The sequence below is a fragment of the Psychrobacter sp. CX90 genome (assembly GCF_057396305.2).
The window spans coordinates 1,417,943-1,444,467 of record NZ_CM182008.1 but is presented as its reverse complement, the minus strand read 5'-3'; the positions used below and the strand labels follow the sequence as shown (position 1 = coordinate 1,444,467).

Here is a 26,525-nt window from a genome sequence, read left to right as displayed (position 1 = left end):
TCAATCTGTTTCAATAAATTCAATTTATAATGCTGAGAGTCTTATGTCTAACCAAAAAAATCAGTCAGAAAATCAAGTACATTCATCTGAAGATACCAATGAGTTAATCGCACAGCGTCAAGCCAAGCTTGACGATATAAGTGCTTCTGGCAAAGTAGCTTATCCTAATAAGTTTAAGCGTACAGATTATGCTGATGATTTACAGAAACAGTTTGATGGCATTTCAAAACAAGAGATTGAAGAGAATGTGGCGGCTGGAGACAAGACGGAGGTTAACGTCGCGGGTCGTGTTATGCTTAACCGCGGTGCATTTGTTGTTATCCAAGATATGACTGGACGTATTCAGTTATATGTGGCTCGCAAAGAGTTGGATAACGAAACTTTGGCAATGATTAAATCGCTTGATCTTGGTGATATCGTTGGTGTAACTGGTTATATAGGTCGTTCAGGTAAAGGTGATTTATATGTTCATATTGAAGCCATAACCTTATTGACTAAATCTCTTCGTCCTATGCCGAATAAGTTTCATGGTTTGGCAGATTTAGAAGCCCGTTATCGTAATCGGCATTTAGATTTAATGACTAATGAAACCAGTCGCAATACTTTTTTAATTCGCAGTAAGGTCATTAGTGGTATCCGTGAGTTTATGCTAGATGAGCAATTCATGGAAGTCGAGACACCAATGATGCATTCCATCCCAGGTGGTGCTGTGGCCCGCCCATTCATTACTCATCATAATGCATTAGATATGCCATTATACTTAAGAATAGCCCCAGAATTATATTTAAAACGCCTTGTTATTGGAGGCTTTGAACGTGTATTTGAAATTAACCGTAGTTTTAGGAATGAAGGCGTTTCGACGCGTCATAATCCTGAGTTTACCATGATTGAATTCTATCAAGCTTATGCAGATTATAATGACTTGATTGATTTAACTGAACGTATGTTAAGCCAACTAGCGAATAATATATTAGGAACAACTGAAATAACCTATCAAGAAGAGGAGATTAGTCTAAAAGCCCCTTTTCAACGTTTAACCATGACAGATGCCATTGCAAAATACGCCGATGGTTTTGATATGGATTATATTAATGACAGAGACTATTTAGCTAGCTATGCTCAAAATACGCTTAAGCAACCAGTCAAAGAAAGCTTTGGCATTGGTAAGCTACAAACTATAATTTTTGAGGAAACTGCGGAACATAAATTACGTCAACCCACTTTTATAACTGAATACCCCGCAGAGACGTCACCATTAGCCCGTCGCAATGATGAAAATCCTGAGATAACGGATAGATTCGAGTTATTTATTGGTGGTCGTGAAATTGCCAATGGATTTAGTGAGCTTAATGATCCAGCAGATCAGGCAGAGCGTTTTAAAAACCAAGTAGCAGAGAAAGACGCAGGCGATGACGAAGCAATGCATTATGATGCTGACTATATCGAAGCACTGTCTTATGGTCTGCCTCCTACAGCAGGTGAAGGTATTGGTATTGATCGACTGGTTATGCTGTTTACAGATTCGGCCAGTATTCGAGATGTAATCCTATTCCCGCATATGCGTATTAAAAATTAGAGGTTTAAAGTTATAGAGGTTTAAAGTTATAAAGGTACCACTACTTGATGATAAACTACCTCACAATGTGCGCATCAACAATGGCAGTATAAATGTGAAATTGCACAATATCATTATTAATTGTGTTTATAGGTTATTTTTATTGCTGTTTTCTATTAAGAATGTACTGAAAATGGTATGAGTAGAGTTTCAACTAGACATATTGAGAGTTGACTATTTATTATAAATAGTCAGATTATTATAATCGTCTAGTGGGATATCTAATCGACTAATAGAGTAAAGTCTGATATCACGGTAGCTATAATTAGTTTAAGTTTACCTCCATACAACCACAAACTTTGTCCTTTCAACAACAATAATATGTATTTAATACAAAGGGGATAGGCAGGTGTAAGTCAATTTCGGTATAGTATTTTTAATTTATAATGTTAATTCTTAGGTGTAATAGATATTATGTCAAACCACTCTTTTCAAAACTCTAATGAAGTATCTATTAAAAGTCCTACTTTAAATAAATCTTATGACAATCGTACGAGCACGCCAGCGCCTATCGAACCTAAAGTTGCACGAAAAGATAAAAAAGCATTTAATCTTGAGCCTTTGTTACAACAAACTATTTTTTCTGCATTCTTAAAACCGAGTGATCCGTTAGCGAGTGCTGGAAAGTTTGACTATGTGCTGCACATTGGCAACCATCGTCTATATATTATAGCTCAAGAAGAAAGTTTTAACTCTGATTCGCCAAAAATTCCTAAAACAGTCATCAATAAATATAAACAAAAAGCAGCCGCAAAGCTAACAAAACGCTTTCAGCAGCTGCGTAAAAGAATAAGTTTGCCCCTGCTTGAAGCAGATGATGTCAACGTTAAAAATTTTAACGAGACTGTTAAGTCTGCAAACAAAACGCCATCAATAAACAGCAATACAAAAATACACTGTATTGGTTTAACTCTAATAAGTGCAATCTATGATGATGTTACTTCACATATAAATCATGATTATGGTAGTGCTTTTTTTCAAGAAGAATGTGTATTAGATTTGGATCATGGCAAACAAGTCTTGCAAATTTTTAGTTTAGACAGCTTTATTAATATAATAAACTTATTTCAAACACCTAGTGATTGTATTAGTTTTTTTGAATATCATTTACCTGCGTTAATTAATCAGAATAGCTTTGCCAATGAAGTGGCTTTAGCGCGACACTTTTTATCAAGTCCAAAATTTTTTGAACGAGCCATTAATGTCCAAAAGAAATTGGTTGAAATTGGTCTACTTGCAAATATTGAATCTCGTTTGTTGTTAATGAGCAATATGAGTAACGATATTAATATCCATAAAGATGTAAATGATGAAAAAACTAAGCTGATCCAAAAGTTGCAAAACTATTCAACCATGTATCAGAAGCTTATTAATGGCTTTGTAAAGCGTCATCTTGAAAACAAGCATGCTGCAATAGATGAGCATATTCAAACCATTATTGATGAATCGATGTACACTCGAATGAGCATTATGGAGGAGATCATTGCCTATTCAGAACGTTCTGAAGAAGAATATCGTAATGGGTATCTACGCCATCAACATTCATACAATCAGTTTGGTCATCATTATATCCTGATTATTTATGGTCTTGATGAAAATGCACAGTTCTCTCGAGAAGCCATTAAGCAAAACTACTCAAATATTATTATGGACATAAATAGCCAGTTACAAGATCCAGTGATGGATGAGTACTTTATATTAGGCTTTGATATGTCTAAAAATGATGGCAAAGGCAATGTAACTGTTGAAATGGAAGTTTTCCATCAGTCTGGATCAGCCATGACTCCCATAGAAAAGCGTTTATATGAGCAGATGCAGGAATTAAGTGGAATGCATCAGTAATAATAAAGCTTTTACACCAAGGCTGATAGATTAATAATCTATAATATTCTTAATGTAAATCACGTGTTGGTTGATGTATATGTCTCAGCAATATCAGGTCTTAGCACGAAAATACCGTCCCAAAAACTTTCATGAATTAGTGGGTCAGTCACATGTGTCAAAGGCACTGATTAATGCCATTGAGCATAATAGACTTCATCACGCTTATTTGTTTACCGGTACACGTGGTGTGGGTAAAACCACTATTGCCCGTATTTTGTCAAAATGTTTAAACTGTGAGACAGGTATTACCAGTTCGCCTTGCGGAGTTTGTAATACTTGCTTGGGAATTGATGAAGGTAGATTCATTGATCTGATTGAAATTGATGCTGCATCGCGTACGAAAGTTGAAGACACACGTGAGCTTATCGATAACGTACCCTATGCACCAACTCAAGGGAGATATAAGGTTTACTTGATTGATGAAGTGCATATGTTATCTACTCACAGTTTTAATGCGCTGCTAAAAACGCTTGAAGAGCCCCCAGCTCATGTTAAATTCTTATTAGCAACTACTGATCCTCAAAAGCTACCGATTACAATCATCAGTCGTTGTTTACAATTCGTTTTACGCCCTATTCCTCAGCAGGAAATCAGTGAGCATTTAGCAAGTGTACTGAAAAATGAGCAGGTTGAATTTACAGAGTCTGCACTATGGCAACTGGCTAACGCTGCTAAAGGATCTTTACGTGACGCATTATCTTTAACTGATCAAGCGATTGCATTTGGTCAAGGAGAGTTAACAGATGATACTGTGAATGACATGCTTGGTCTTATCAATAGTGCAGATTTAATTAGTTTGTTGTCTGATATTTACCAAGGAAATTCAGCAGCTGTGGCGAATCATGTAGAGGGTATGCGTGCTCAATTAGTTGATGCAGGTAGCATGTTTGATGGGTTAGCTGAGTTACTACATCAAGTGGCCATGACGCAGCTACTTCCTAATATTTTATTAAATGTGAGTACGGAACAGGCAAGTCAAATTACTTCATTAGCACACCTAATTACGCCAGACGTATTACAGCTGTATTATCAAATAATTATTCAAGGACGCGAACAAATTAAGCTTGCCAATACCCCTTTGCAAGCTCTTGAGATGTCATTATTACGTATGTTGGCGTTTAGACCTATCGCCGTAAATGAAGTACCTAATATAAGACAGTCTGTAGCAAAGATTAATGAAAAGTATGAAGTCAATGAAAAGGGCGATTCATTTTCCTCTCAATATGTTAATAAAGCCAATGATTTTAAAAAAGGTGACAACCAACTGGATGGCCAAATTTCAGCTATAGGCTCTTCTTTAGATATACCTGAGCAGCCAGTTGCCGAGCCAGTTGCCGAGCCAGTTGCCGAGCCAGTTGCCGAGCCAGTTGCCGAGCCAGTTGCCGAGCCAGTTGCCGAGCCAGTTGCCGAGCCAGTTGCCGAGCCAGTTGCCGAGCCAGTTGCCGAGCCAGTTGCCGAGCCAGTTGCCGAGCCAGTTGCCGAGCCAGTTGCCGAGCCAGTTGCCGAGCCAGTTGCCGAGCCAGTTGCCGAGCCAGTTGCCGAGCCAGTTGCCGAGCCAGTTGCCGAGCCAGTTGCCGAGCCAGTTGCCGAGCCAGTTGCCGAGCCAGTTGCCGAGCCAGTTGCCGAGCCAGTTGCCGAGCCAGTTGCCGAGCCAGTTGCCGAGCCAGTTGCCGAGCCAGTTGCCGAGCCAGTTGCCGAGCCAGTTGCCGAGCCAGTTGCCGAGCCAGTTGCCGAGCCAGTTGCCGAGCCAGTTGCCGAGCCAGTTGCCGAGCCAGTTGCCGAGCCAGTTGCCGAGCCAGTTGCCGAGCCAGTTGCCGAGCCAGTTGCCGAGCCAGTTGCCGAGCCAGTTGCCGAGCCAGTTGCCGAGCCAGTTGCCGAGCCAGTTGCCGAGCCAGTTGCCGAGCCAGTTGCCGAGCCAGTTGCCGAGCCAGTTGCCGAGCCAGTTGCCGAGCCAGTTGCCGAGCCAGTTGCCGAGCCAGTTGCCGAGCCAGTTGCCGAGCCAGTTGCCGAGCCAGTTGCCGAGCCAGTTGCCGAGCCAGTTGTAAATAACTCTCAATCAAACAAGATGACAAGTCCACTATTATCTGTAGAAGACCCCAGAGATTATTTATATTGTCCCATCACTACTTTAGATGGCAGTTGGACACCGGATAAATGGGACTATTGGTTGCAAACTGCTCGTGAGTCAAAAATACTAGCGCAAGATGAACTGGCACTAGCTAGGCAGGGTATTATGACAGGAGAGATACACGGTCATAGTATTCTTAAAGTTGCATTTGATACCAAAAACATGAAAAGTATTTTAAAACAATTAATTAAACATCTTCAGGAACAGTTTGGGGCCGAAGTCTCTATTGAAATTGATAGTGAATTGGCTAAAAGTGCTAATGATATTTTACCTCAGTCCAGACAGCTTCAGCGTCAAAAATTTGCAGAAACCCGAGCAAAAGAGCTGCTGACTCAAAGTCCAGTTATGAGACAATTGATTGAGTTTTCAGACGCTCACATCACTCATCTTAAACTACTGCCTTTATAATCTATGCGATCAACGATATCTATAAAATGATATCTATAAACTGAATAGTTTATCTCTCTGAATTTATTTTTAGTCCTATGCTTGTATGTATGATATTTAAGTTATACTCACAGTTTAGATTAACCAATTATTAAAAACTTTATTTGGATGCTCGGAAAATGTTAGATAATTTAAGAGGAATGGCAGTATTTGCAAGTGTTGTAAATCATGGGTCATTTAGCGGTGCTGCAAGACAACTAGGCATTACGACAAGTGCGGTAAGTCAACAGATACGCTCTTTAGAAAAAGATCTCGGTGTGGTGTTGCTACATCGTTCAACACGTAAACTTAGCCTGACTGAGGCAGGTGCAAGTTTTTACGAAGCTGCGAAAGATGTCGTGAGTGCAGCCGATCAAGGCCGAATTAAGGTAAATCAATTGCGCGATGAGTTGGCGGGTAGTTTAAGAATTGCAACTACCCCTGAACTGGGTGTTAATCATATTCTACCGGCTTTATCGAGTTGGATGGCCGCCCATGATGATTTAAGTTTGTATTTTCTAGCGGATAATCGCTACATAGATATGATTGATGAGCGTGCAGACATTGCTGTGCGTATGAGTCCTAATATCAAAGATAGTTCGGTAACTAATTATCCTTTAGCTGAAGTAAAGCAGATTTTGGTTGCTTCTCCTCAATATTTGCGTCTGCATGAAAAGATTACAAAGCCTAAAGACTTAGCAAGTCATCAGCTAATCAGTATTGATTTAATGAAGGATCCTAATACTCTTGAGCTCACGAATATTGAAACATCTAAAAAAACAAAGGTAAGAGTCGAATCTCGTATTCAAACCAATAATGTTTTTTTGGGCGTAACCTTAGCAAAGTCAGGGCATGGTCTGATTCGGGTAATGTCTTTAGATATTCAAAAGGAACTTGAATCGGGAGATTTGGTTGAGGTGCTTCCAGCATACTCTTTACCTCCTTTTGTTCTTTATGCGGTCACTGTAGAACGTGACCAGCAACCTGCTAAAATAACTCGCTGTCTCGAAGTCTTAAAAAAGTATTTTCATTCTGCTACATAAATCGCTAAGTTAGTTTCTAAAAGCGCTAATCATTTATGGCGCTTTTTTTGATTCTAGATAAGCATCGGATCTAAACTTACTCAACTTTATTATAGTTACATCTTTATAGTTACATCAAATTATATAGTTGGCGGACTTATAAATCACTACGGTGTTAATCTTGTTTAATCTACAATTATGGTACTTTCACTCGGTTGCCTTATATAGATTTTAAAGTTCTTTGACTATGGTTACATCGAATTTATTAAATGATGGTTATGTTAAATTATGATACGTTAAATTTTATTCTAAAAAGTAAGCCAATAACTTTTAGCATTTAGAGTCATTACCATGTAAGACACATAAATTTGACAAATTAGGTAACTCTTAAATTTGGTAAAAATAATATACTAAATTACTTATAATCTTTTAATTTTATGATTAAGCGACATTATGGATAATAGACTGATTAATCCTTTACAACGCCCCGATGATCAACCGGATACAAACATTCGTCCCTCTACTCTCAATGACTATATAGGACAGCCTGTTGTCCGTGAACAGATGGAAGTTTTTATCGAGGCAGCCCGTAAACGTGGTGAGGCTCTAGATCATACGCTGATTTTTGGTCCTCCTGGTTTAGGCAAAACAACATTAGCAAATATAATTGCAAAAGAAATGGGTGGCAATCTTCGTTCGACTTCTGGGCCTGTTCTTGAGCGTGCTGGTGATTTAGCTGCCATGTTAACAAACCTTGAGGAAGGGGATGTTCTGTTTATTGATGAGATTCATAGGCTAAGCCCGGTTATTGAAGAGATTTTATATCCTGCTATGGAAGACTTTCAGCTTGATATTATGATTGGCGAGGGGCCTTCTGCCAGATCTATCAAGCTTGATTTACCGCAGTTTACTCTAGTAGCAGCAACCACACGAGCAGGTTTATTGACTTCGCCACTTCGTGATCGATTTGGTATCGTCCAGCGCCTAGAGTTTTATAATATCGAAGATCTAACCACCATTGTCGGTCGCTCAGCGCGTTTGATGAAAGTAAGTATGACAGATGAGGGTGCAATTGAAGTTGCCAGACGTTCACGCGGTACGCCAAGGATAGCAAATAGATTATTACGCCGAGTTCGTGATTACGCTGAAGTTCGTTCGGATGGTAAAGTCACAGGTGATATTGCAGACAGTGCGCTTGATATGCTGGCTGTGGACAGACGTGGACTAGACCATTTAGATCGCCGCTATATAGAAATTTTGCACGCCCGTTTTGACGGTGGTCCGGCAGGGGTGGAATCTATTGCTGCAGCCATGGCTGAGGATAGGGGAACCCTTGAGGATGTTATAGAACCTTATTTGATACAACAAGGTTATGTTCTGCGTACAGCCAGAGGCCGTGTAATTACACAGATGGCAGTTGATCAGTTATAACTTGATCAATTGTAAACTGACTTGGTTTAAGCGGTTTATGTTTAAACTAAGTAACTATGAATAAGTAGCTAAGACTAAGTAGCTAAGAAATGTCATGAATGAAATTTATATTTATTAATACGGTGTATACTGGATAAAATCAGGTTTTGTAAAGTTAATAAGTTCATTAAGGGTATCTTTTTAGATGGTCTCGCATTGGTCTATTTATAAGTATTAATAATTGGGGTCACGCAATCAACGCTGGATTATATTTGATGAGGTAGAACTATCTGACTATTAACGTTTAAGTTTTTATTTTTCTTTAGTTGAGCCTTGCCTATGGCAATGATAGCCAGCCCACCAATAACAATTAAGAGTAAGATGATGACTGTATTCTTATAAAGTGGGACGTCAGATTTATTCGAAGCATCAGAGTCATCCGCTAATTTACTAAGGTTATGTTCAATAAAATCGAAATTAACAAAAGGTTTAGGAGGTGCTTGTGTGGGTTCAGGTGCAATTCTGAGTCGATTTCTACTTAAATATATATCGGAAATCTTTGCAAGTTGCAGTAGCCAACGCTGATAGGGCAATGATATACCCTCTATTTCGCTAAAAGTTAACACATCACTTTCATTGCTTTTATCCACAATTAGCCTTGAATTAGACGATGGGCTGACTAATTGGCTGGGTGTTTTAGGCGAGCGTCCGATCACTTTAGCATAGTGCGGGATGCTATCTTTAGGCGTGCATTTAGTTTCAGGAATTGGTTTATAACCCGTAATCTCATGCCACATAGGGTCAAAGGATGGTTTTTTAAAACGTTGTGAACCAGTAAAAGTTGAAGATTCTCTTAGATCCTTATTCATACTGTAATCAAGTTTGATGAATTGCGATTGTAGATTCATCCAACAATCAACTTCAGTTGTATCTAATCGTGAGTAATCTACCAAAATAGCAAGTTCACGCAAGCATAATAAAACCAGTGCCGATAACAGCGGTTTTACCTTTTCAATAGGTAATTGTGAATACACAGCAAGATGGTGGCAGACCTCTTTTTGAGTTAAATGCTTATTAAACAAAACATCACTAACCGGCTGACCGCATTTGAAGGCAGTGATCATAGCCTTTGTATTAAATGCATTATGTTTTCGTAATTCTTTAACCTGATTGCGGTTTATTAAATTTTTAATAAGCAAGTCGGAGCCTTGGTGCTGGTTATAGGCAAGAAGCGCACTAACTATAGCTTGAATCCCATGTTCAATTAAAATTCTGGCCTGAGGAAGAGAGATATGCCCTAAATCAGCAACTATAGAATCAATAGGCTGAGTATCTTCAATCAGAAAATCGTAAATTGAAACTCGAGTAGGCAATAAAGCGGTCATAATGATTCATATGATTATAATGTGACGCTATCTTAATAGCGTTCTGAAACAGATACAACCTAAAAACCTTTACAAAATAAATTCTATTTATAACTTTATCAGCTAAACTAGCTCGCTAGGCTAATTTCTATAAGTATTCCGTATTGTTTCGCTACTATGAACTGCCTTTAATTACTTTTAAATATAATCTCTGAATGTTGTAAAACTTTTACAAATATTTATTAAATGGGCAACAATATGAATTTTAAATATCGAAGTACGGAAATAGGTCATCATATTGTCATAAATATTGACAAACAAACTTTAGCATTATTTAAAATGTCAAAAAGTGCGGGTCTCGAAAATCAGCAGGATGAACTAATAGGTTTAAACCTATTAAAAGTATTTGATGTATCTACTGCTAAAAATGGAATTGGTAGCCTAGAATCAACTGGTTGTACACCATTAGGAAGACATGTGATTGCAGAAAAAATTGGGGAAAATGCGCCGATAAACTCAGTGTTTGTAGGTAGAGTACCTACAGGCGAAATATATAATGACAGGCTTGGTACATTAAACCCTGAAAGAGACTGGATTTTGTCTCGAATTCTGTGGTTAGCGGGGACAGAGGAAGGTGTTAATAAAGGCAATAATCAATTAGGGTGTTGTGATACTTATAAGCGTTACATTTATATTCATGGCACACCCGATACAGAACCTATGGGTTTACCGATGTCGCACGGGTGTATTAGGATGCGAAATACAGATGTTATTTGGCTGTTTGATAACGTTGAAATTGGTACCAGTGTAGAGATTATTGCTAAATAATCTCTATATTTATATCAAACGACTGCTTATTAAACTGATTGAAACCAAACGAGTTGAGTAGCGATTAATAACATAGCTCAATATTAATCGAGAGTATTTAGTTTTCATGATATAAGTTCAGCTTTCAATGTTTGATGGTCAATCAAATAAAACTTATCTTAGCTTTTTACAAACTAACCAATGTTTAAAAATAGACAATCTTTAAATAGACAGCCGATTTTAAAAAAAATCTCAAGTTCAAACAACATTTAGAATTGCCAACATTAAAAACTTTAACAGATGGTTATAGATTTTATTAATTTATACAGTTTTGAGCAAAGGGATAGTGGCTCACTATTAGGGAAAGAGGGAAAGCTCTTAGCAGAACTGCTTACCAAAATGTGGGTGCATCACTGATGGCTACTAGGCTTTCTGCACACTTTTCAGCGGTTCGTTGCTTATGCGCAGCAAAGTAGCCGACTGCAAACCATGCGTTTGGATCTGTCTTGGTTTTTTCTAAATAAAACTCATGACCTACAAGATCATCATTATATTCGCCTAGCTCGTCTTGAACCGGTTCAAGATATTTTAAAAACTGTTTTGTTTGTTTCTTTTTATACAGTGGAGCGACGAACTCACAAAGGTAGCGTAGGCTCTTTAAGCGTTTACGTACATCATGCTGAGATTCGACATCTAGTTGTGCAAATTGAGTGCTGGCATTTGTAATTTTCTTATAAAGCTTATTCAATATTTTACCTGTTGAGTCAATTGCTAAATTATCAGTCTCAGATTTGTCTTTGGCAGCATCACTCATTGTATATTCAATTAATTCAAGTAATGTTATTTGAAAGTCATTAGCACGCACAGCAGCACTAGGCGTTATTTTTAACGCATTGCGTTCAGGAGACCAATCTACATATGGCCCACCAATATCCTCTAATATAGCTTGGGTTTTAAGCTGTAGTACTTCACGATCTCTATATTCGCCAAGCAAGCTAAACGTTTGCTTAATAATGGGTATCCATTCAGGATTGATATCGTAGGAGAATCCATCAAAAAACTTAAGGGCAGTACGTAATCTACGCAGGCCCACACGAAGCTGATGTACATGATTACCGTCTGGACTGCCCGCAGCAATAGCGCTGGCATTGGGTAATATTTGAATCATGCAGTTGTGTACGACAGCACGCATAAACTCAGGCTGTGTCATACTTTTATTAACATTAAGTTGATTAAGATCTGCTTTAGTTGCATTTGCATGCTCTTTATCCGCTAATAATAAACCACCACGTTCTGCTTTGGTAACAGTGGACACACACAATTTATATCGTTTACACCAGATCTTTGCCGATTCAAAGAGGAACTTCACATCCCCTTGGACGAGTTCAAATTCTATTTCATGAATAGGTTGATGTTTGTCACTGTCATGACCATGAATGACCTTCCCTTCGTCGTAAGCAATTTCGACAACATTACCTTCTTTTTTTAGTAATCTTGTTGTACGATGGACATCAGTAACATATAGCCTATCCAAAGGGTTATCATTTCCAGAAATCTTAAGCTTTGAGAGAGGCTTTGCAAAGTCAGAATCGTCATATAGTGATAAATCTGGTTGTAATTCATCGTTCTCGAAAGCTTGTAAAACCTCTTGTTTATCTAATACATCATTTTGCTCGCCGCGAGCAGCAAGACCATCACCGTCAGACTTTAAGGTTTGAACCCAACTCTCTCCCTCTTTTCGAATCCTTAAAGCCATGCCTTCGTCAGCAAGGGTATTGAGCTTAGTATCAAAATAATGAGCAGCCAGTTGTGAAGATTCAGACGTCTTAATTTTAACCTGACGCATAAGTGAATCAACTTTATATTCAGGTACTAAAAACTTAAGTTCAATCTCTTGCATTTTTTATCCTTTCCATGAAGCATTATTTATTAATAGTGAACATTATCTATGTGTCTTATCATAATACAAATAAAAAGTGTTAAATAATAGTCAATTATTATTGGACTATTATTTCAATAGAAGGTTTATAAAATAATTGCTAGTTAATAAAATATTTATTTATAAATTAGAAAGAGTGAGACTTAGAAGTATGGTGGATAGCCATTGGTTTTATCGAATTGAAAAATATTAATGTATAGAAAATTTAATTATGGAAAATATGAAGTTAATTAACGATTAACAAGCCATCATTATTGTAACCGTTAAGTTAAATAGTGCTAATGAAAAAGAGCAGACAACTAATATACAGTCTATCAAAGTAACGTATTCTGCTAAGCTGCGATAGCAGATGGTTGAACGAGAAAAATGATGCTTGTAGATCAGGCTAAATATCTTAATATTGAGTTGACTTTTTACTGAGCCAACTGGCTTTTATAGAGAAACGACTCACAGTATTGCGCGTATTCTGACAATAGAGAGACTTGATTTCTAACTAACCATATTGTTCGATAAGTGATTTAAACTTTAATAGCACATAAATAGCACATAAAAATAATGATATAAAAAATCGTCCTACCGAAGTAGGACGATTTTTAATTGTAACTTAAAAGGATTAATTCTTAGAATTGGTTCATAGTGTTTTTCTCGCCGCCAGCTTTAAGCGCCATATCACCAGAGAAAATCTCTTTGTGATCATCACCTAAATCTGAACCAGCCATTGCTTGGTGCTTCACGCATGCAATACCTTCACGGATTTCTTTACGTTGTACGCCAGCAGCATAAGCAAGCATACCGTCTTCACCAAAATAACCTTTAGCAAGTTCATGAACGCTAAGTGCGGTAGTGTGGTAAGTCGGTAGCGTGATTAAGTGATGGAATACACCCGCTTCACGTGACGCATCACGTTGGAAGTTCTTAGCAGCTTGGTCAGCAGCAGCGTCAAGTTCAGAACCATCATAGTCAGCACTCATCAAGTTGTTCTTATCGTATGCTGAGATGTCTTTACCTTCTTCTTCCCACTGAGCAATAACTTGCTTACGGAAGTTAAGCGTCCAGTTAAATGATGGGCTATTGTTATAAACAAGCTTAGCTTTAGGCTGTTTCTCTTTAATACGATCAACCATCATTTTGATGTGCTCAACGTCTGGAGTAGGTGTTTCAATCCAAAGTAAGTCAGCACCATTCTCTAATGCAGTAACACAGTCAAGTACAACACGGTCAATGTTAGTACCTTCACGGAACTGATATAAACCATTAGCTAGACGAACTGGACGAACCAATTTACCATCACGCTTAAGGAGTACGTCATTTTCTTTAGCTTCAGAGATATCAATTTCTTCAACATCGATAAAGTCGATGTACTGAGCAGCTAGATCGCCTGGCTCTTCAGATACTGGGATTTTCTGAGTTAAAGAAGCGCCTTCAGAGTCAGTACGGGCAACGATAACACCGTCGTCAACACCAAGTTCTAAGAAAGCATAACGAATCGCATTAAGTTTAGAGATGAAGTCTTCATGCGGTACGGTTACTTTACCAGCTTGGTGACCACACTGCTTAGCATCAGATACTTGGTTTTCAATCTGGATAGCACAAGCACCTGCTTCAATCATGGCTTTAGTTAGCAAGTAAGTGGCTTCTTCATTACCAAAACCAGCATCGATATCAGCAATGATTGGCACAACGTGAGAATCGAAATTGTTGATTTTCTCTTCGATTTCAGTTGTATCTTGACCGGCTTCTTTTGCAGCGTTTAGCTCACGGAAGTAGTCATTCAATACTTTAGCATCAGCTTGACGTAAGAACGTATAAATCTCTTCAATTAGATTAGGTACAGTGGTTTTTTCATGCATTGATTGGTCAGGTAAAGGACCAAGCTCAGAACGAAGGGCTGCAACCATCCAACCTGATAAGTAGATGTATGTTTTAGAAGTAGTACCAAAGTATTTCTTCTTAGCGTACATCGTTTGTTGTGCAACAAAACCATGCCATGCACCAAGAGACTGAGTGTACTTAGAAGTATCTTCGTCATACTCTGCCATATCTTGACGCATAATAGCAGCAGTGTATTTAGCAATATCAAGACCCGTTTTAAAGCGGTTTTGAACCATCATACGTGCAGCATCAGATTCACTGATATTCTGCCAGTTACCATGTTTTGCTTTAATTTCACGGATATGTTCAAGAGCTGATTTATAAGTTGACATCAATTGTCTCCTAGATTGAGGATGGTTAAATGAAATAAATGCTTCTTATTATTAGTAAGGAAGTTTTTATTTAATACCGTTTAAAAATGTAGGCCACTGTATAGTAAGAGGCTGTGCAAAATGCAGGCCCCCCTGCAGCAGGCCCTTATAAAATTATAATGATTGTTAAATGCTTGTTTAATGGCTAAGCTAAATTATTTTGAAATGATTTTCAAAATGGATAAGGAAGGCTAACCAAATATGTAGTATACAAAATACTATGCCCTTAACACTTAATAACCACTATAACGACATTATAAAGATTTATCTAGTTTATGAAGGTTATCTTGGGTATTTATTTAAGTTATAGTACTGTTAAAATAATAGGTTAAGCTTATTTATAGTTACTATTTTATGGTTTGTAGGCAGTCGATGAGTCGTTTCTTTAACAATGACATTATTTACTAATGCACTCTAGTGTTACAAATGCTTCAAACCAAAATAATCAATCCGAGGGGTATATTAACAATAAGCCCAGTTGAGTATGAAAAATCGATAAGGAACTATTTATAACCGCTAGGTGCTAAACAGTTAAGTATCTATAATAGGATATAATAAGGTTAGTACCTATATTTAGTACCTATATGATGAATGATGATGCCTATATAATAAATAATGAGTACTTATCTAAGTAATTATATAAGTATCTATAATAAGTACCTATAACTACGTAATTGCCTATGACTACATACCTATCCAATAGCTAATACCGATGTTAGATACTTGTACTACATAATAGGCAAAGGCTTAATAAGTCATGAATAAGTTATTAAGCCTTTGCCTAATCATTTTTAGTAATCTACCTATAAAAACACATTAAAAATTTGAACCATTAAAATCAATGCAATGATACGATTGTAACAACGAATAAAAACATATTGAGAGTTATATGAACTTACAACACGTCGATTTAAATTTACTCGTAAATTTAGATGTTTTATTGCGCGAAAAGAATGTCACTAGAGCTGCTGAGCAGCTAGGCATTACACAACCTGCAATGAGCAATATTTTGCGTCGATTACGTAAACTGTTTAACGACCCATTATTAGTGCGCTCATCGGAAGGCATGACACCAACCGAGCGTGCACTTGAGCTGCAACCTAGAGTGCGCGAGATTCTGGCCGATTTAACCCAGTTACTTGAACCACGTACTGAATTTAGACCTTATAGAACGTCTCGGGTTTTTCGGATTATGACCTCAGACTATGCCGAAGCGACATTGGTTCCTCGTCTGGTAAAAGCCCTCCGTTCAGAAGCGCCCAATGTGGTTTTGGATTTTTTAACGCCCTCAGACGTCTCCTACCGTGATATGGAGCAGGGACGTGTTGATTTAGCCATCAACCGCTTTAACGAAATCCCGCAGAGTTTTCATCAGGTATTGGTGTGGCGCGATACGTTTAGCTGTTTGTTGTCAGCAAAAAGTCCCTATTTATATCGGTTTAATTTAAAGAACTATCTTAAAGCTCAGCATGTTTGGGTATCCAAAACCGGTATGGGAGTCGGGTTTGGGGTTAATCCTGAAAAATCTGGAGGTCTTGGTTCAATCGATCAGGCACTGCAGAGGTTGGGGCAAAAACGCCGAATTAGTGTTTTTACACGACATTATCAAATGCCAGCCATGCTAGCTGCAAACAAAGATTTAATTGCTACATTACCTACACGCGTGGCTCGAATGCAAGCCACAAATGATAGTATTGTTATGAGAGAGCCTCCGTTTTTTATACCAGAGTTTGAGTTAACGATGGCATGGTCGCCTCTATTACAACACCATCCTGCACACCGTTGGTTACGTCAGCTTATTATCCACGTTGCTCGTCAAGTAGTGGCTGATGAAGAAAATACTGAGTCAGAGGAAGCTACTATTAACCATTTATTTTAATAGTAAGCCTAATAATTTGGATAGGGTCTGTTGAACATTCATCATAACGATGACGCAGATTTGAGAGTAAGTTAACTGTCATGTAAAAATTGGCTAAATTTGCCTTACTCTGTGTCGTTGAATTGGTCAATATCTAGATATTAACGGCATTTATCTGCTTGATTAACATAAATTCCGCTTAGTTTTTCCTACGAAGACGACTGTTCAATAGACTCTAATTCGTTTAAAAAAAAGATCTCTTTGAGTAAAAATGTTAATTTTATAATATTTTTTTCAATTAATTAACAAGTCGACCACAATGTATTACAACTGATAAAACTATCTCATCCTCCATGTGGTACTCTTATTAATCTAATGATTTAGGTCACTATTATCTATATTTCTATTATCTATATTAAACGGCGTTAACACTTTTATATGACCTATTTATATGACCTAAATGATTTGTTATTAAAACTGTTCATTTACCAGACTGGACAAATTATTCATCTAATAGTAAGAATGTAGATAAGATTAAAACGAGGATAATATATATGCCAGATATTACAACGATTAACCCAGCCACGGGTAAAACTATTGAAACTTACAATTATATGAGTGATAGTGAAGTCACTAATATAATTGATGAATCGCATGAAGCATTTCTAAAGTGGCGAGAAGTATCGCACGAAGAGCGTGCCCAAGTCATACAATCTATTGGTAAAAAACTGTTGGAATATAAAGAAGATCTTGCCCGCCTTATGACGAAAGAGCGAGGCAAGACCTATAAGCAAAGTTTGCAGGAGGTTGATTTATGTAAAAGCATTTGCGACTTTACAGCAGAGCAAGGTGTTGCTGCCTTAGCTTCTGAGGATCGCGATGTTGAAGGTTTAAAAAAAGGCTTAATTAGCTACGAGCCTATTGGTATCATCTACGGTATCCAGCCATGGAACTATCCGGCGTATCAGGTCTTTAGATACACTATTGCTAATTTGATGGCGGGTAACAGTATATTACTTAAGCATGCTTCAAACGTAACGGGTTCAGCCTTATTAATAGAAAAAATATTGCATGAATCTGATCTACCGAATGCGTTATTTCGTGCTTTAATTATTGATCACGATGCATCAGAAAAAGTGATTGATAATAATAAAGTGCGCGGCGTTACTTTAACAGGTAGTGATAAAGCAGGCTCAGTCGTTGCTCAGCAAGCTGCCAAAGTGCTCAAGAAAACAGTGATGGAGCTCGGCTCAAATGATGCATTTATTGTTCTAGAAGATGCCGATTTAGATTTAGCTGCTGAAACATGCGCCTATGCAAGACTTTATAATAATGGTGAAACGTGCGTCGCGGCCAAACGTTTTGTGGTTGTAGATAGTGTTTACGATAAATTCCGTGATTTAATTATTGAGAAATTCAAAAATTACTCAGTTGGCGACCCGATGCAGGAGTCAACCGATATTGGTCCTATGTCTAGCGCTAAGCAGCGTGACAGTCTTCATGAGCAAGTCAAAAAAAGTATTGAAAAAGGGGCAGCAGTAACCCTAGGCGGGGAAATTCCAGAGAATGAAGGTGCTTATTATCCGCCAACAATCCTAGAAAATATTACACCTGACCAGCCTGCCTATAAAGATGAGCTGTTTGGTCCAGTAGCCTCTCTAATACGTGCCAAAGATCAAGATGATGCTCTACGTATTGCTAATGATAGCCGCTATGGTCTTGGTGGCGCGATTTTCTCTAAAGATGAGGAGAAAGCCATCAAATTAGCCCAGCAGTACTTTGACACTGGTATGATTTATATTAATGGATATAGCTTAGTACATCCTGGTCTGCCCTTTGGTGGTGTAAAGAACTCAGGTTATGGCCGTGAACATGGTGGGTTCGGTATTAAGGAATTTGTTAATATTAAGGCGGTTCATGTTGTTAGTAAAAACCCTGTTAAATAATGATCTGGTAGAATTATTAATATTAACGCACTAGAAACTAAGCCCTGCTAATTTATTGATTAGCAGGGCTTTTCCCAGTTGGTAAAATAGATTAAATTAGCGTAGCATCATAAAAAGAGACGGTGTTTTACACTAAATCTCTTAACATAAATTAAAGTTATTACTAGTGTTTAAGACATCTATTTAAGAATTAATTTCATTAAGGATGCTTATGTTTGTTAGAATCCACGGTTCTTAAAATGTTAAAACGATATCGTCGATAACCCCTTGACCGAGAGTAGCTGTGAAGCGTTTACCAAATAAACAGAGTGAGCTAAAAAAAAGAACGGTTGGTATGGTTAAAAGCTATATTTTAGTGATTTTAATCTTACTTATTTGGCAGGTGTGTGTCCAACTAAAGTTTATCCCAGATTATTTACTCCCTTCGCCGGTTCAGATAGCAAAGGCTTTTATTGATGACTTTGAGCTACTGATGATGCATGCTAAATATACATTGGCGACTGCTTTCCTAGGTACTACTATTGGTCTTATCGTTAGTTTTATTCTATCTATTTGCATGGATTTATCCAAAACAATAAGAGAGATGGTTTATCCGATTATTTTGTTAAATCAGACTATCCCCACAATTGCAATTGCACCACTGCTTATTATTTGGCTTGGATATGGAATTACCCCTAAAGTCGTTTTAGTTGTTTTATCCGTATTCTTTCCAATTACCATTGCCTTGATTGATGGTTATCAATCTGTCAGCCGTGAACATCTCAATTTATTCAAATCTATGCAAGCCAGTAAATATCAAATATATCGCCATTTAAAAATCCCATCAGCTATGGGCTTCTTTTTCACGGGTCTTAAAGTTGCATTATCATATGCTTTAATCTCTGCAGTTATTGCAGAGTGGCTTGGTGGATATTATGGGTTAGGGGTATATATGACCCGAGTTCGTAAGTCTTACGATTTAGATAGTATGTTTGCTGTCATATTTTTCATAAGCTTTTTAACTGTTTTACTAATCTCATTGGTTAAATGGTTGGAAACGCGTGCTTTTAAACACCAATACTTATAAGGATGAGCCAATATGACTCAATCTTTTTCAGCAGGACATAATACTATAAAAACATATTTACGGTCACTTCAAATATTAATGCTAACGTTATTAGGTAGCTTTAGCATCATGGCGTGTCAGCCAAAGGATGAAAATACTGCAGCCACTGACAATGCTGATAAATTGACTGACTTTGTGATCTGTTTAGATTGGGTACCTAATACCAATCATACAGGCCTTTATGTGGCTTTAGAAAACGGCTACTTTGATGAGCAAGGTCTCAACGTGAAAATTGTTCAGCCTAGTGAGGACAGTGCCTCGACTTTAGTTGCTCATAAAAGAGCTGATTTTGGCATTTACTTTCAGCCAAATATGGTAAAAAAACTGGAAAAAGAGATGCCTATTACAGCAGTAGCGGCAATCTTACAACATAATCCAGTCGGTCTTATGTCACTTAAATCATTAGGTGCACAAACACCCAAAGATTTAAATGGTAAACGCTACTCGACGTGGGAAGACCCCGTTGATGATGCGACGGTTGCCAAGCTTGTGGGTAATAACTTAGTTAAAATCCCAGGCGAAGCAACTGATGCTAGTGTTGCCTTACGTATGAACCTGTTTGACTATATTTTAGCATTTTATGGTTGGGATGGTATTCACTCAAAAATAGAAGGTGTAGATACAAACTTCTTTTTCTTAAAAGATTATGAGCCAGTATTCGACTATTATTCGCCAGTTATTATTGCCAATAATGAGTTATTAGCCAAAAATCCAGAGCTGGCTAAAAAAGCATTAATCGCCATTAATAAAGGATATGTGTATGCCGCTAAAAACCCAGATAAAAGTGCAGAGATTTTAATTAAGCATGTGCCAGAGATTAATAAAGAGCTTGCTCTAGAGAGTCAGAGATATTTATCTACACAGTATTTAGATGATAATGGCGAGTGGGGTAAGTTTGATTATGACCGTTGGGATAGGTTTTTTGATTGGGTTTATGACAATAAACTGATCGATGAGCCACTACCGCCTCAAGCGGGCGTGAGTAACGACTACTTATAGTCTAGTCAAATAGGTTTGATTATTGATGCTTTTACTTATAAGTTGAGTCATACAGATGGATAAAGTGCTCATTTTAGAAAATATAACCCACTCGTTTAATGCCAACCCTATTTTTGAGAAATTAAGCTTAGAAATTATAAAAAATGATGTGGTCAGTATTGTGGGCACTAGTGGTGTTGGTAAAACAACCTTATTTAATATTGCTGCTGGTCTGCTTATACCAAGTGATGGTCAGGTATGGGTTAATGGCAGGAACACCACAGGGCAGGCGGGCACAGTGGGTTATATGCTACAAAAAGACTTACTACTACCTTTTAAAACAGTCTATGAGAATATTAGCTTGCCTTTAGTGTTACGAGGTCTCAGCAAAGTTGAAATTGCAGAGATTGTTAATCCTCAGTTGGTACATTTTGGCTTGCAAGGTTTAGAGACGCAATACCCACAAAGTTTATCTGGCGGACAAAAGCAGCGGGCAGCACTTTTAAGAACTTATCTAAGTGATAATCCTATTATGCTACTGGATGAGCCGTTTTCAGCACTCGACTTTGTGACCAAAGATGAGATGTATGGTTGGTTTAGTAAGTTACAAAAGCGTCTGGATTTAACCTGTTTAATTATTACTCATGATATCGATGAAGCTATCTTTTTATCCAATTATATTTATATCCTAAAAGGTTCACCTGCCCATTTGACGGACAAGTTTGACATTCCAAAATATGCAGGATTCTTGGACAGTCAGGAATATCTAACCTTAAAGAGGAAAATATTAGCAGCTATTCAAGCTCAATAGTTTTAGCATATGGTTTTAATATTAAAAAAGCTCAAGTGAATAATCGCTTGAGCTTTATTTAAATTATAAGGCTGTAATGAGAGGAATTGAAACTAATTTAGAGTCTGTTGATCCCTCAAAAAGGGAACTGGCGCCGAAGCTTTTATTAAGTAATGGGTTTTCAATCAATATGCAGTGAAATTTTGGATGCTTCATTATTCTAAGTTAGAAAGTTTTAGCTCTCACTAGTCTTAATGTTTGAAGGTTCAACAGGCCTAGCCCTTAGTTAAATAAAAGTTTTAATGGTAGTGCTGGTAAGTACTTTAAGCTTTGAGATTTAGGATCATGTTGCAATGTATTAATATCAATTGCACCTTTAGCAATCAATAAAATTGTCCAAGGTAGAATCAGGTGCTCAATTTTTTGTACTTTAGATTGTAGAGTATTAGAATCATCGTTGTCGTCTATCTCTAAAACAGCTTGAGTTAATAGTTGACCGGCATCAAGCTCAGCGGTCACAACATGCACGCTACAACCGTGATGCGTATCGCCAGCCTCTAAGGCTCTTTGATGCGTATTCAGACCCTTATACTTAGGGAGTAGAGAAGGGTGCAGATTGATCATTGGGGCTGGCGCAGAGTCGATAAAATCTTCACTTAACACCCGCATAAAACCAGCTAACACTATCAGATCGGGCTGCCACTCATTTAACTTCTGATTTGCATAATGCTCAAAAGTCTTAATCGCCATACGTTTACCTGCATTATCGCCAGTTTTGATATGCGATAAAACAGTGGTGTTGATATTAGCTAGTTTGGCTCGAGTGATTGCAAAAGCCTCATTATTATTACTAATGACCCCTACTATCTGGATCGGAAGCTCGCCTGCCTGCATGGCATCTATCAATACTTGTAAGTTGCTACCATTACCAGAAACCAATACAGCCACTTTTAAAAGCGTGCTGTGATTTGGCTCAGCTGTGATTAGGGTATTGTTTAGGGATGACGTTATATTCATATTATAAGTAAACCACCGCATCATCTTGACGAGCAATCATACGGCCTAATCTCCAAGCGCTTTCACCTGTTTGATTGACAGTTTCTACTACTTGATCGGCTATCTGGTGTGGAACTACTATGACAAAGCCGACACCACAGTTAAAGGTTCGGTACATCTCTGATTGTTTTATATTACCGTGCTCTTGCAACCAGTTAAATAGCTCAGGCATGTGCCAGCTTTTGGTGTCGATTTCTGCAGATAAGTGATTAGGCAGTACGCGTGGTAAGTTTTCAGTAAAGCCGCCACCTGTGATGTGTGACATAGCATGAAGGTTTTCGTTGCCAACCGATTTTTGCAATGCTTGAATAGCTTTAACATAAATCTTTGTCGGGGCCATTAAAGCATCAGTAATGGGTTTACCATCTAAACGCTCGGTAGAATTTGCAAGATCAATACCACTGACTTCAATAACTTTACGAATCAGGGAGTAACCATTTGAATGAGCACCACTCGATGCGATACCAATAAGCACATCACCTTCGGCTACTTTTTCGCCTGTGATAACGTCGCTTTCTTCAACAACGCCCACACAAAAACCAGCTAAGTCGTAATCGTCATCTTGATACATACCTGGCATTTCAGCAGTCTCGCCACCGATTAACGCGCAGTTTGACTGTTTGCATCCTTCTCCTATACCAGTAACTACTGAAGCAGCAGTATCGACGTCTAGCTTACCAGTAGCATAGTAGTCTAAAAAGAAGAGAGGCTCAGCACCGCAAACGAGCAAGTCGTTAACACACATGGCTACTAAATCAATACCGATAGTGTCGTGGCGGTTGAGCTGTAGAGCAAGCTTCAGTTTAGTTCCAACACCATCTGTACCTGAAACGAGCAATGGAGAGGTGTACCCAGTAGGAATACGGCATAGCGCACCGAAACCGCCTAAACCACCTACAACTTCAGGGCGAGAGGTGGATTTTGCAACAGATTTTATGCGTTGTACTAAGGCATTACCTGCATCAATATCTACACCAGCATCTTTGTAACTTAAAGAAGTTGAGCTATTCGTGTTAGATGACGTATCCATTTGAGCGTTTAGATTTTTTTGGTTCATGGGGTTAGCAAACCTTGTAAGCAAATATTGAAGTTATGAAGTAGGACAGTATAAAGTCATTATACTTGGATGTGATGGTCGATGGGCAAATATTATAGTCATAAAGAGTGTTGTCGCAAAATTTACCTATCAAAGTAAACAAAAAGTGACTAAATATTAGTTAACGTTTAGTCTAATACCGATTAAAATGGTTTGTTAAAGTAATATTTAGCAATAAAAAAAGAAGAAACTTGATAATCATTTATCATTCAACTAATTCTTGAACTAAGTATTTAACCCATTATTTAAGCAGTCGTTTAAACAATGAATAATTTCAGCAATGAACAATTCAACTCAATAAATAATTCTAAGTCGCCTATTTGAGATAAAATATCATGCGTCAACAAACTATCGACCCATTTTTTAGACGTCTACTAATAACGGCTCTATTGGTTTTATCATTGTGGTTAATATATAAGCTAATCCCAGTGTTAATGCCTTTTATTGTGGCTTTCATTCTTGCATATCTGCTTAATCCAATAGTGGCATTTCTATCGCGCTATATGAAGCGCTGGATAGGTATTTTACTTGTTTATGGCGTCATTTCACTCGGTTTGGGTGTATTATTATGGTGGTTTATTCCAACGTTGTGGCAACAGCTTCAAGCTGCTTGGGATTACGTACCGCGTATCGTCGAATGGTATAATCAAGACGTGAGGGCATGGTTTAATCAACATAGCCGGTTTGGATTACCTCCGCTTCAGTCTCAAGAGATTTCAAATACCTTAGTTGAGTATTTGAATAAAAATTACAATGCAGAAGATGCTCAGTCACTATTCAAAAACCTTATGAATTCGGGTTTAACTGTTATTAATAATGCGGGTCTCATTATTTTAGTGCCGATTTTAACCTTTTATTATTTATTTAATTGGGACAAGCGAATTAAATCGTGGAAGCTTGCTCTACCAAGTCAAGGTAGACAAAAAGTGATTCAAATCGCTAAGGACTGTGATGCAGCTTTAATGGCTTTTGTTAAAGGTCAGCTGTTGGTTATGATTTTACTTGGCGTAATATACGCCGTTCAGTTGCAATTGATTGGTTTAGAATTAGGGCTAATAATTGGCTTGGTTGCTGGCATCGCCAGTTTTGTCCCTTATTTAGGTACAGGGATAGGTATTATTGGTGCAATCATTGCCGGATTATTCCAATTTGGTTTAGACTGGGTTCATTTGGGGCTAATAGTCGGTGCATTCATGGTAGGGCAGGCGATAGAAGGCTACGTATTACAGCCGCTTCTTTTAGGGGATAAAATTGGATTATCGCCCCTATGGGTCATTTTCTCGGTATTGGCTGGTGCGAGCTTACTGGGCTTTGTTGGAATGCTCATTGCTTTGCCTGTGTCTGCAGTCATCAACGTTTTATTTCAGCATGCTTATAATGCTTATAAAGAAACAGAGTTCTATAGAGGCAAGAAACAATATAAATTATTTAAATAGTTAGGGTGGGTTTGAAAATAGTGTAAATTGTATCAAGGTTATGATTTATGATTATTGGCAGTGACTATTTTGAGTTTTTGAGTTTATGGCGTTTATACGCTGTTGTCAGTTAGCCTAGCTCCTAGCTAAGCTGGCAATATTGTCTAGGTTTATGCCTAGTATCACACACAGCTCTGATAAAGCAGATTAATTAGTAATGACTATTTGCCAATGACGAGACACAGCCTACTCATCTTTTTTAATACCAATATACCTTTGGGTCTCTTTATTGAGTATTTAGTCCTTAAACCTTTGATTTAACTCGGTGTAGACGACACAATGAGAAAAAATTACGGATAGCGTGTATAATGTATAACTAAGCGATTAACTGTATAAGCTATGGCAAACGTAAACGTTATGCTACTATCGACTATCTTCAATATAATATAATCCCAATAAGTTTTTAAAAACGAACTATAATCGAAAATTGGTGTCATATTATGTACCGTATCGAGATGCAAGCGTAATGATGAATCAACTAAGCTTAAATCTAGATGTAAGACAGGATGCAAGTCTGAGTGACTTTGCTGGTCCAGGATGGACGACGCTCATAGACGCCGTTCGACAACTACATGTTGGTCTTATTGGGCAAATGTATATTTATGGCAGTGCTGCCACTGGTAAAACCCATTTACTTTCTGCCATATGTGAATCCTATATGGAGATGGATAAGTCGGCAATCTGCCTATCTCTTAAAGAGTTAATAAATACTGATGTTAGTGTATTGGCTTCTTTAGAAAGCTTTGATTTAATTGCTATTGACGATTTAGAATCTATTAAACATAGTCGTAGTTGGCAAGAAGCAATCTTTCATCTTATCAACCGTAGTTATGAGGGGCAATGCCAGTTAATTTTTGCTGCCAGAACCACCGCTAGTGAACTTCCTTTCCAACTTCCAGATTTACTCACTCGCCTAATTCAGGCTCCCGCATTTCGTGTGCCAGAGGGTCATGATTTTGCAGATAGAAAAGCCTTACTAGAGTCTGTCATGCGCCGGCGTGGTTGGCAATTTGATAATCGCATTATTGAGCATTTGCTCAATGAAGGGCCCCATCGTATTGGGGGAATGCTGGATATATTGAATGTTATTCAACCTTTATTTTCAAATTTAAATAGAGCCCATGTCTCTAAAACGGTCATAAATGAAGCCATTGCGATGATTGATGAACATACATTAATTGCTGAGTTAGAAGATATCACTCAAGAAGCACAAGAAGATTATTTGTCTAAATCTGAAGAAAATAATGCCTATCGTTCAGATAACATTACTTTTAATTTTTAGTGGTTGGGGTAGGACAAGTTTTTATTTAACAAGCAACATTTATATATTTATTTAAATTTTTGTGCTACATTTCTAAGCTATATATTACAAAGATATACATA

At 37.8% G+C, this 26,525-nt stretch carries 18 protein-coding genes; 13 read left to right on the top strand and 5 right to left on the bottom strand.

What is annotated here, in order from left to right; genetic code table 11:
• The first annotated feature begins 43 nt into the window (after window positions 1-43).
• From lysS to ruvB, 5 genes are all read left to right on the top strand, one after another.
• The gene (gene lysS, locus AC2SLN_RS05670) at window positions 44-1,576 is read left to right on the top strand and encodes a lysine--tRNA ligase (RefSeq protein WP_486549940.1); all 1,533 of its coding nucleotides are present in this window, start codon (window positions 44-46) and stop codon (window positions 1,574-1,576) included.
• A 453-nt stretch (window positions 1,577-2,029) separates the two neighbouring features.
• On the top strand, window positions 2,030-3,457 hold the full coding sequence (locus tag AC2SLN_RS05665; RefSeq protein WP_486549938.1) for a hypothetical protein: 1,428 nt from the start codon (window positions 2,030-2,032) through the stop codon (window positions 3,455-3,457).
• A 79-nt stretch (window positions 3,458-3,536) separates the two neighbouring features.
• Window positions 3,537-6,035: a DNA polymerase III subunit gamma/tau gene (gene dnaX, locus AC2SLN_RS05660; RefSeq protein ID WP_495057369.1), complete on the top strand. Its 2,499-nt coding sequence runs from the start codon at window positions 3,537-3,539 to the stop codon at window positions 6,033-6,035.
• Window positions 6,036-6,193: 158 nt separating this feature from the next.
• The gene (locus AC2SLN_RS05655) at window positions 6,194-7,096 is read left to right on the top strand and encodes a LysR family transcriptional regulator (protein ID WP_486549934.1); all 903 of its coding nucleotides are present in this window, start codon (window positions 6,194-6,196) and stop codon (window positions 7,094-7,096) included.
• 432 nt (window positions 7,097-7,528) lie between these two features.
• Window positions 7,529-8,506: a Holliday junction branch migration DNA helicase RuvB gene (gene ruvB, locus AC2SLN_RS05650; protein ID WP_486549932.1), complete on the top strand. Its 978-nt coding sequence runs from the start codon at window positions 7,529-7,531 to the stop codon at window positions 8,504-8,506.
• Window positions 8,507-8,751: 245 nt separating this feature from the next.
• Here ruvB and AC2SLN_RS05645 read toward each other — a convergent pair whose 3' ends face one another.
• On the bottom strand, window positions 8,752-9,870 hold the full coding sequence (locus tag AC2SLN_RS05645; RefSeq protein WP_486549930.1) for a hypothetical protein: 1,119 nt from the start codon (window positions 9,868-9,870) through the stop codon (window positions 8,752-8,754).
• A 237-nt stretch (window positions 9,871-10,107) separates the two neighbouring features.
• Here AC2SLN_RS05645 and AC2SLN_RS05640 point away from each other — a divergent pair, with 237 nt between their 5' ends.
• Window positions 10,108-10,677: a L,D-transpeptidase family protein gene (locus AC2SLN_RS05640; RefSeq protein ID WP_486549929.1), complete on the top strand. Its 570-nt coding sequence runs from the start codon at window positions 10,108-10,110 to the stop codon at window positions 10,675-10,677.
• Window positions 10,678-11,047: 370 nt separating this feature from the next.
• Here AC2SLN_RS05640 and AC2SLN_RS05635 read toward each other — a convergent pair whose 3' ends face one another.
• A complete protein-coding gene (locus AC2SLN_RS05635) occupies window positions 11,048-12,556 on the bottom strand; it encodes a CYTH and CHAD domain-containing protein (protein ID WP_486549927.1) in 1,509 nt (502 codons plus the stop codon).
• 659 nt (window positions 12,557-13,215) lie between these two features.
• Window positions 13,216-14,799, bottom strand: a complete 1,584-nt coding sequence (locus tag AC2SLN_RS05630; protein ID WP_486549926.1) for an isocitrate lyase — start codon at window positions 14,797-14,799, stop codon at window positions 13,216-13,218.
• A gap of 928 nt (window positions 14,800-15,727) precedes the next feature.
• Between AC2SLN_RS05630 and AC2SLN_RS05625 the strand changes: the two genes are divergently transcribed.
• The 5 genes from AC2SLN_RS05625 to AC2SLN_RS05605 all read left to right on the top strand — a co-directional run bounded on the left by AC2SLN_RS05625 (window position 15,728) and on the right by AC2SLN_RS05605 (window position 21,536).
• The gene (locus tag AC2SLN_RS05625; RefSeq protein ID WP_486531158.1) at window positions 15,728-16,717 is read left to right on the top strand and encodes a LysR substrate-binding domain-containing protein; all 990 of its coding nucleotides are present in this window, start codon (window positions 15,728-15,730) and stop codon (window positions 16,715-16,717) included.
• Between the two features lie 533 nt (window positions 16,718-17,250).
• Window positions 17,251-18,642, top strand: a complete 1,392-nt coding sequence (locus AC2SLN_RS05620) for an NAD-dependent succinate-semialdehyde dehydrogenase (RefSeq protein WP_486549925.1) — start codon at window positions 17,251-17,253, stop codon at window positions 18,640-18,642.
• A gap of 334 nt (window positions 18,643-18,976) precedes the next feature.
• Window positions 18,977-19,708, top strand: coding sequence for an ABC transporter permease (locus AC2SLN_RS05615; RefSeq protein WP_486550095.1), 732 nt, complete (start codon window positions 18,977-18,979; stop codon window positions 19,706-19,708).
• Window positions 19,709-19,816: 108 nt separating this feature from the next.
• Window positions 19,817-20,746 carry an ABC transporter substrate-binding protein gene (locus AC2SLN_RS05610; protein WP_486550093.1) on the top strand — a complete coding sequence of 310 codons (930 nt, stop codon included), beginning with the start codon at window positions 19,817-19,819 and terminating at the stop codon, window positions 20,744-20,746.
• 55 nt (window positions 20,747-20,801) lie between these two features.
• Window positions 20,802-21,536, top strand: coding sequence for an ABC transporter ATP-binding protein (locus AC2SLN_RS05605; protein ID WP_486549923.1), 735 nt, complete (start codon window positions 20,802-20,804; stop codon window positions 21,534-21,536).
• A 261-nt stretch (window positions 21,537-21,797) separates the two neighbouring features.
• On the opposite strand, the gene purN is transcribed toward AC2SLN_RS05605, so the two are convergent.
• Window positions 21,798-22,532 carry a phosphoribosylglycinamide formyltransferase gene (gene purN, locus AC2SLN_RS05600; protein ID WP_486549922.1) on the bottom strand — a complete coding sequence of 245 codons (735 nt, stop codon included), beginning with the start codon at window positions 22,530-22,532 and terminating at the stop codon, window positions 21,798-21,800.
• A 1-nt stretch (window position 22,533) separates the two neighbouring features.
• Complete coding sequence (purM, locus tag AC2SLN_RS05595) at window positions 22,534-23,628, bottom strand: phosphoribosylformylglycinamidine cyclo-ligase (RefSeq protein WP_486549920.1); 1,095 nt, start codon at window positions 23,626-23,628, stop codon at window positions 22,534-22,536.
• 374 nt (window positions 23,629-24,002) lie between these two features.
• On the opposite strand from purM, the gene AC2SLN_RS05590 reads away from it, so the two are divergent.
• The gene (locus AC2SLN_RS05590) at window positions 24,003-25,103 is read left to right on the top strand and encodes an AI-2E family transporter (protein ID WP_486549919.1); all 1,101 of its coding nucleotides are present in this window, start codon (window positions 24,003-24,005) and stop codon (window positions 25,101-25,103) included.
• A gap of 505 nt (window positions 25,104-25,608) precedes the next feature.
• Window positions 25,609-26,424 (top strand): DnaA regulatory inactivator Hda, encoded by an 816-nt coding sequence (gene hda / locus AC2SLN_RS05585; RefSeq protein ID WP_486549917.1) that lies wholly within the window; start codon window positions 25,609-25,611, stop codon window positions 26,422-26,424.
• The last annotated feature ends 101 nt before the right edge of the window (window positions 26,425-26,525 follow it).

Bases quoted from the DNA above. Each gene is read 5' to 3' on its own strand.
- lysS (WP_486549940.1), top strand. From the start codon at position 44: ATGTCTAACCAAAAAAATCAGTCAGAAAATCAAGTACATTCATCTGAA.
- AC2SLN_RS05665 (WP_486549938.1), top strand. From the start codon at position 2,030: ATGTCAAACCACTCTTTTCAAAACTCTAATGAAGTATCTATTAAAAGT.
- dnaX (WP_495057369.1), top strand. From the start codon at position 3,537: ATGTCTCAGCAATATCAGGTCTTAGCACGAAAATACCGTCCCAAAAAC.
- AC2SLN_RS05655 (WP_486549934.1), top strand. From the start codon at position 6,194: ATGTTAGATAATTTAAGAGGAATGGCAGTATTTGCAAGTGTTGTAAAT.
- ruvB (WP_486549932.1), top strand. From the start codon at position 7,529: ATGGATAATAGACTGATTAATCCTTTACAACGCCCCGATGATCAACCG.
- AC2SLN_RS05645 (WP_486549930.1), bottom strand. From the start codon at position 9,870: ATGACCGCTTTATTGCCTACTCGAGTTTCAATTTACGATTTTCTGATT.
- AC2SLN_RS05640 (WP_486549929.1), top strand. From the start codon at position 10,108: ATGAATTTTAAATATCGAAGTACGGAAATAGGTCATCATATTGTCATA.
- AC2SLN_RS05635 (WP_486549927.1), bottom strand. From the start codon at position 12,556: ATGCAAGAGATTGAACTTAAGTTTTTAGTACCTGAATATAAAGTTGAT.
- AC2SLN_RS05630 (WP_486549926.1), bottom strand. From the start codon at position 14,799: ATGTCAACTTATAAATCAGCTCTTGAACATATCCGTGAAATTAAAGCA.
- AC2SLN_RS05625 (WP_486531158.1), top strand. From the start codon at position 15,728: ATGAACTTACAACACGTCGATTTAAATTTACTCGTAAATTTAGATGTT.
- AC2SLN_RS05620 (WP_486549925.1), top strand. From the start codon at position 17,251: ATGCCAGATATTACAACGATTAACCCAGCCACGGGTAAAACTATTGAA.
- AC2SLN_RS05615 (WP_486550095.1), top strand. From the start codon at position 18,977: ATGGTTAAAAGCTATATTTTAGTGATTTTAATCTTACTTATTTGGCAG.
- AC2SLN_RS05610 (WP_486550093.1), top strand. From the start codon at position 19,817: ATGGCGTGTCAGCCAAAGGATGAAAATACTGCAGCCACTGACAATGCT.
- AC2SLN_RS05605 (WP_486549923.1), top strand. From the start codon at position 20,802: ATGGATAAAGTGCTCATTTTAGAAAATATAACCCACTCGTTTAATGCC.
- purN (WP_486549922.1), bottom strand. From the start codon at position 22,532: ATGAATATAACGTCATCCCTAAACAATACCCTAATCACAGCTGAGCCA.
- purM (WP_486549920.1), bottom strand. From the start codon at position 23,628: ATGAACCAAAAAAATCTAAACGCTCAAATGGATACGTCATCTAACACG.
- AC2SLN_RS05590 (WP_486549919.1), top strand. From the start codon at position 24,003: ATGCGTCAACAAACTATCGACCCATTTTTTAGACGTCTACTAATAACG.
- hda (WP_486549917.1), top strand. From the start codon at position 25,609: ATGATGAATCAACTAAGCTTAAATCTAGATGTAAGACAGGATGCAAGT.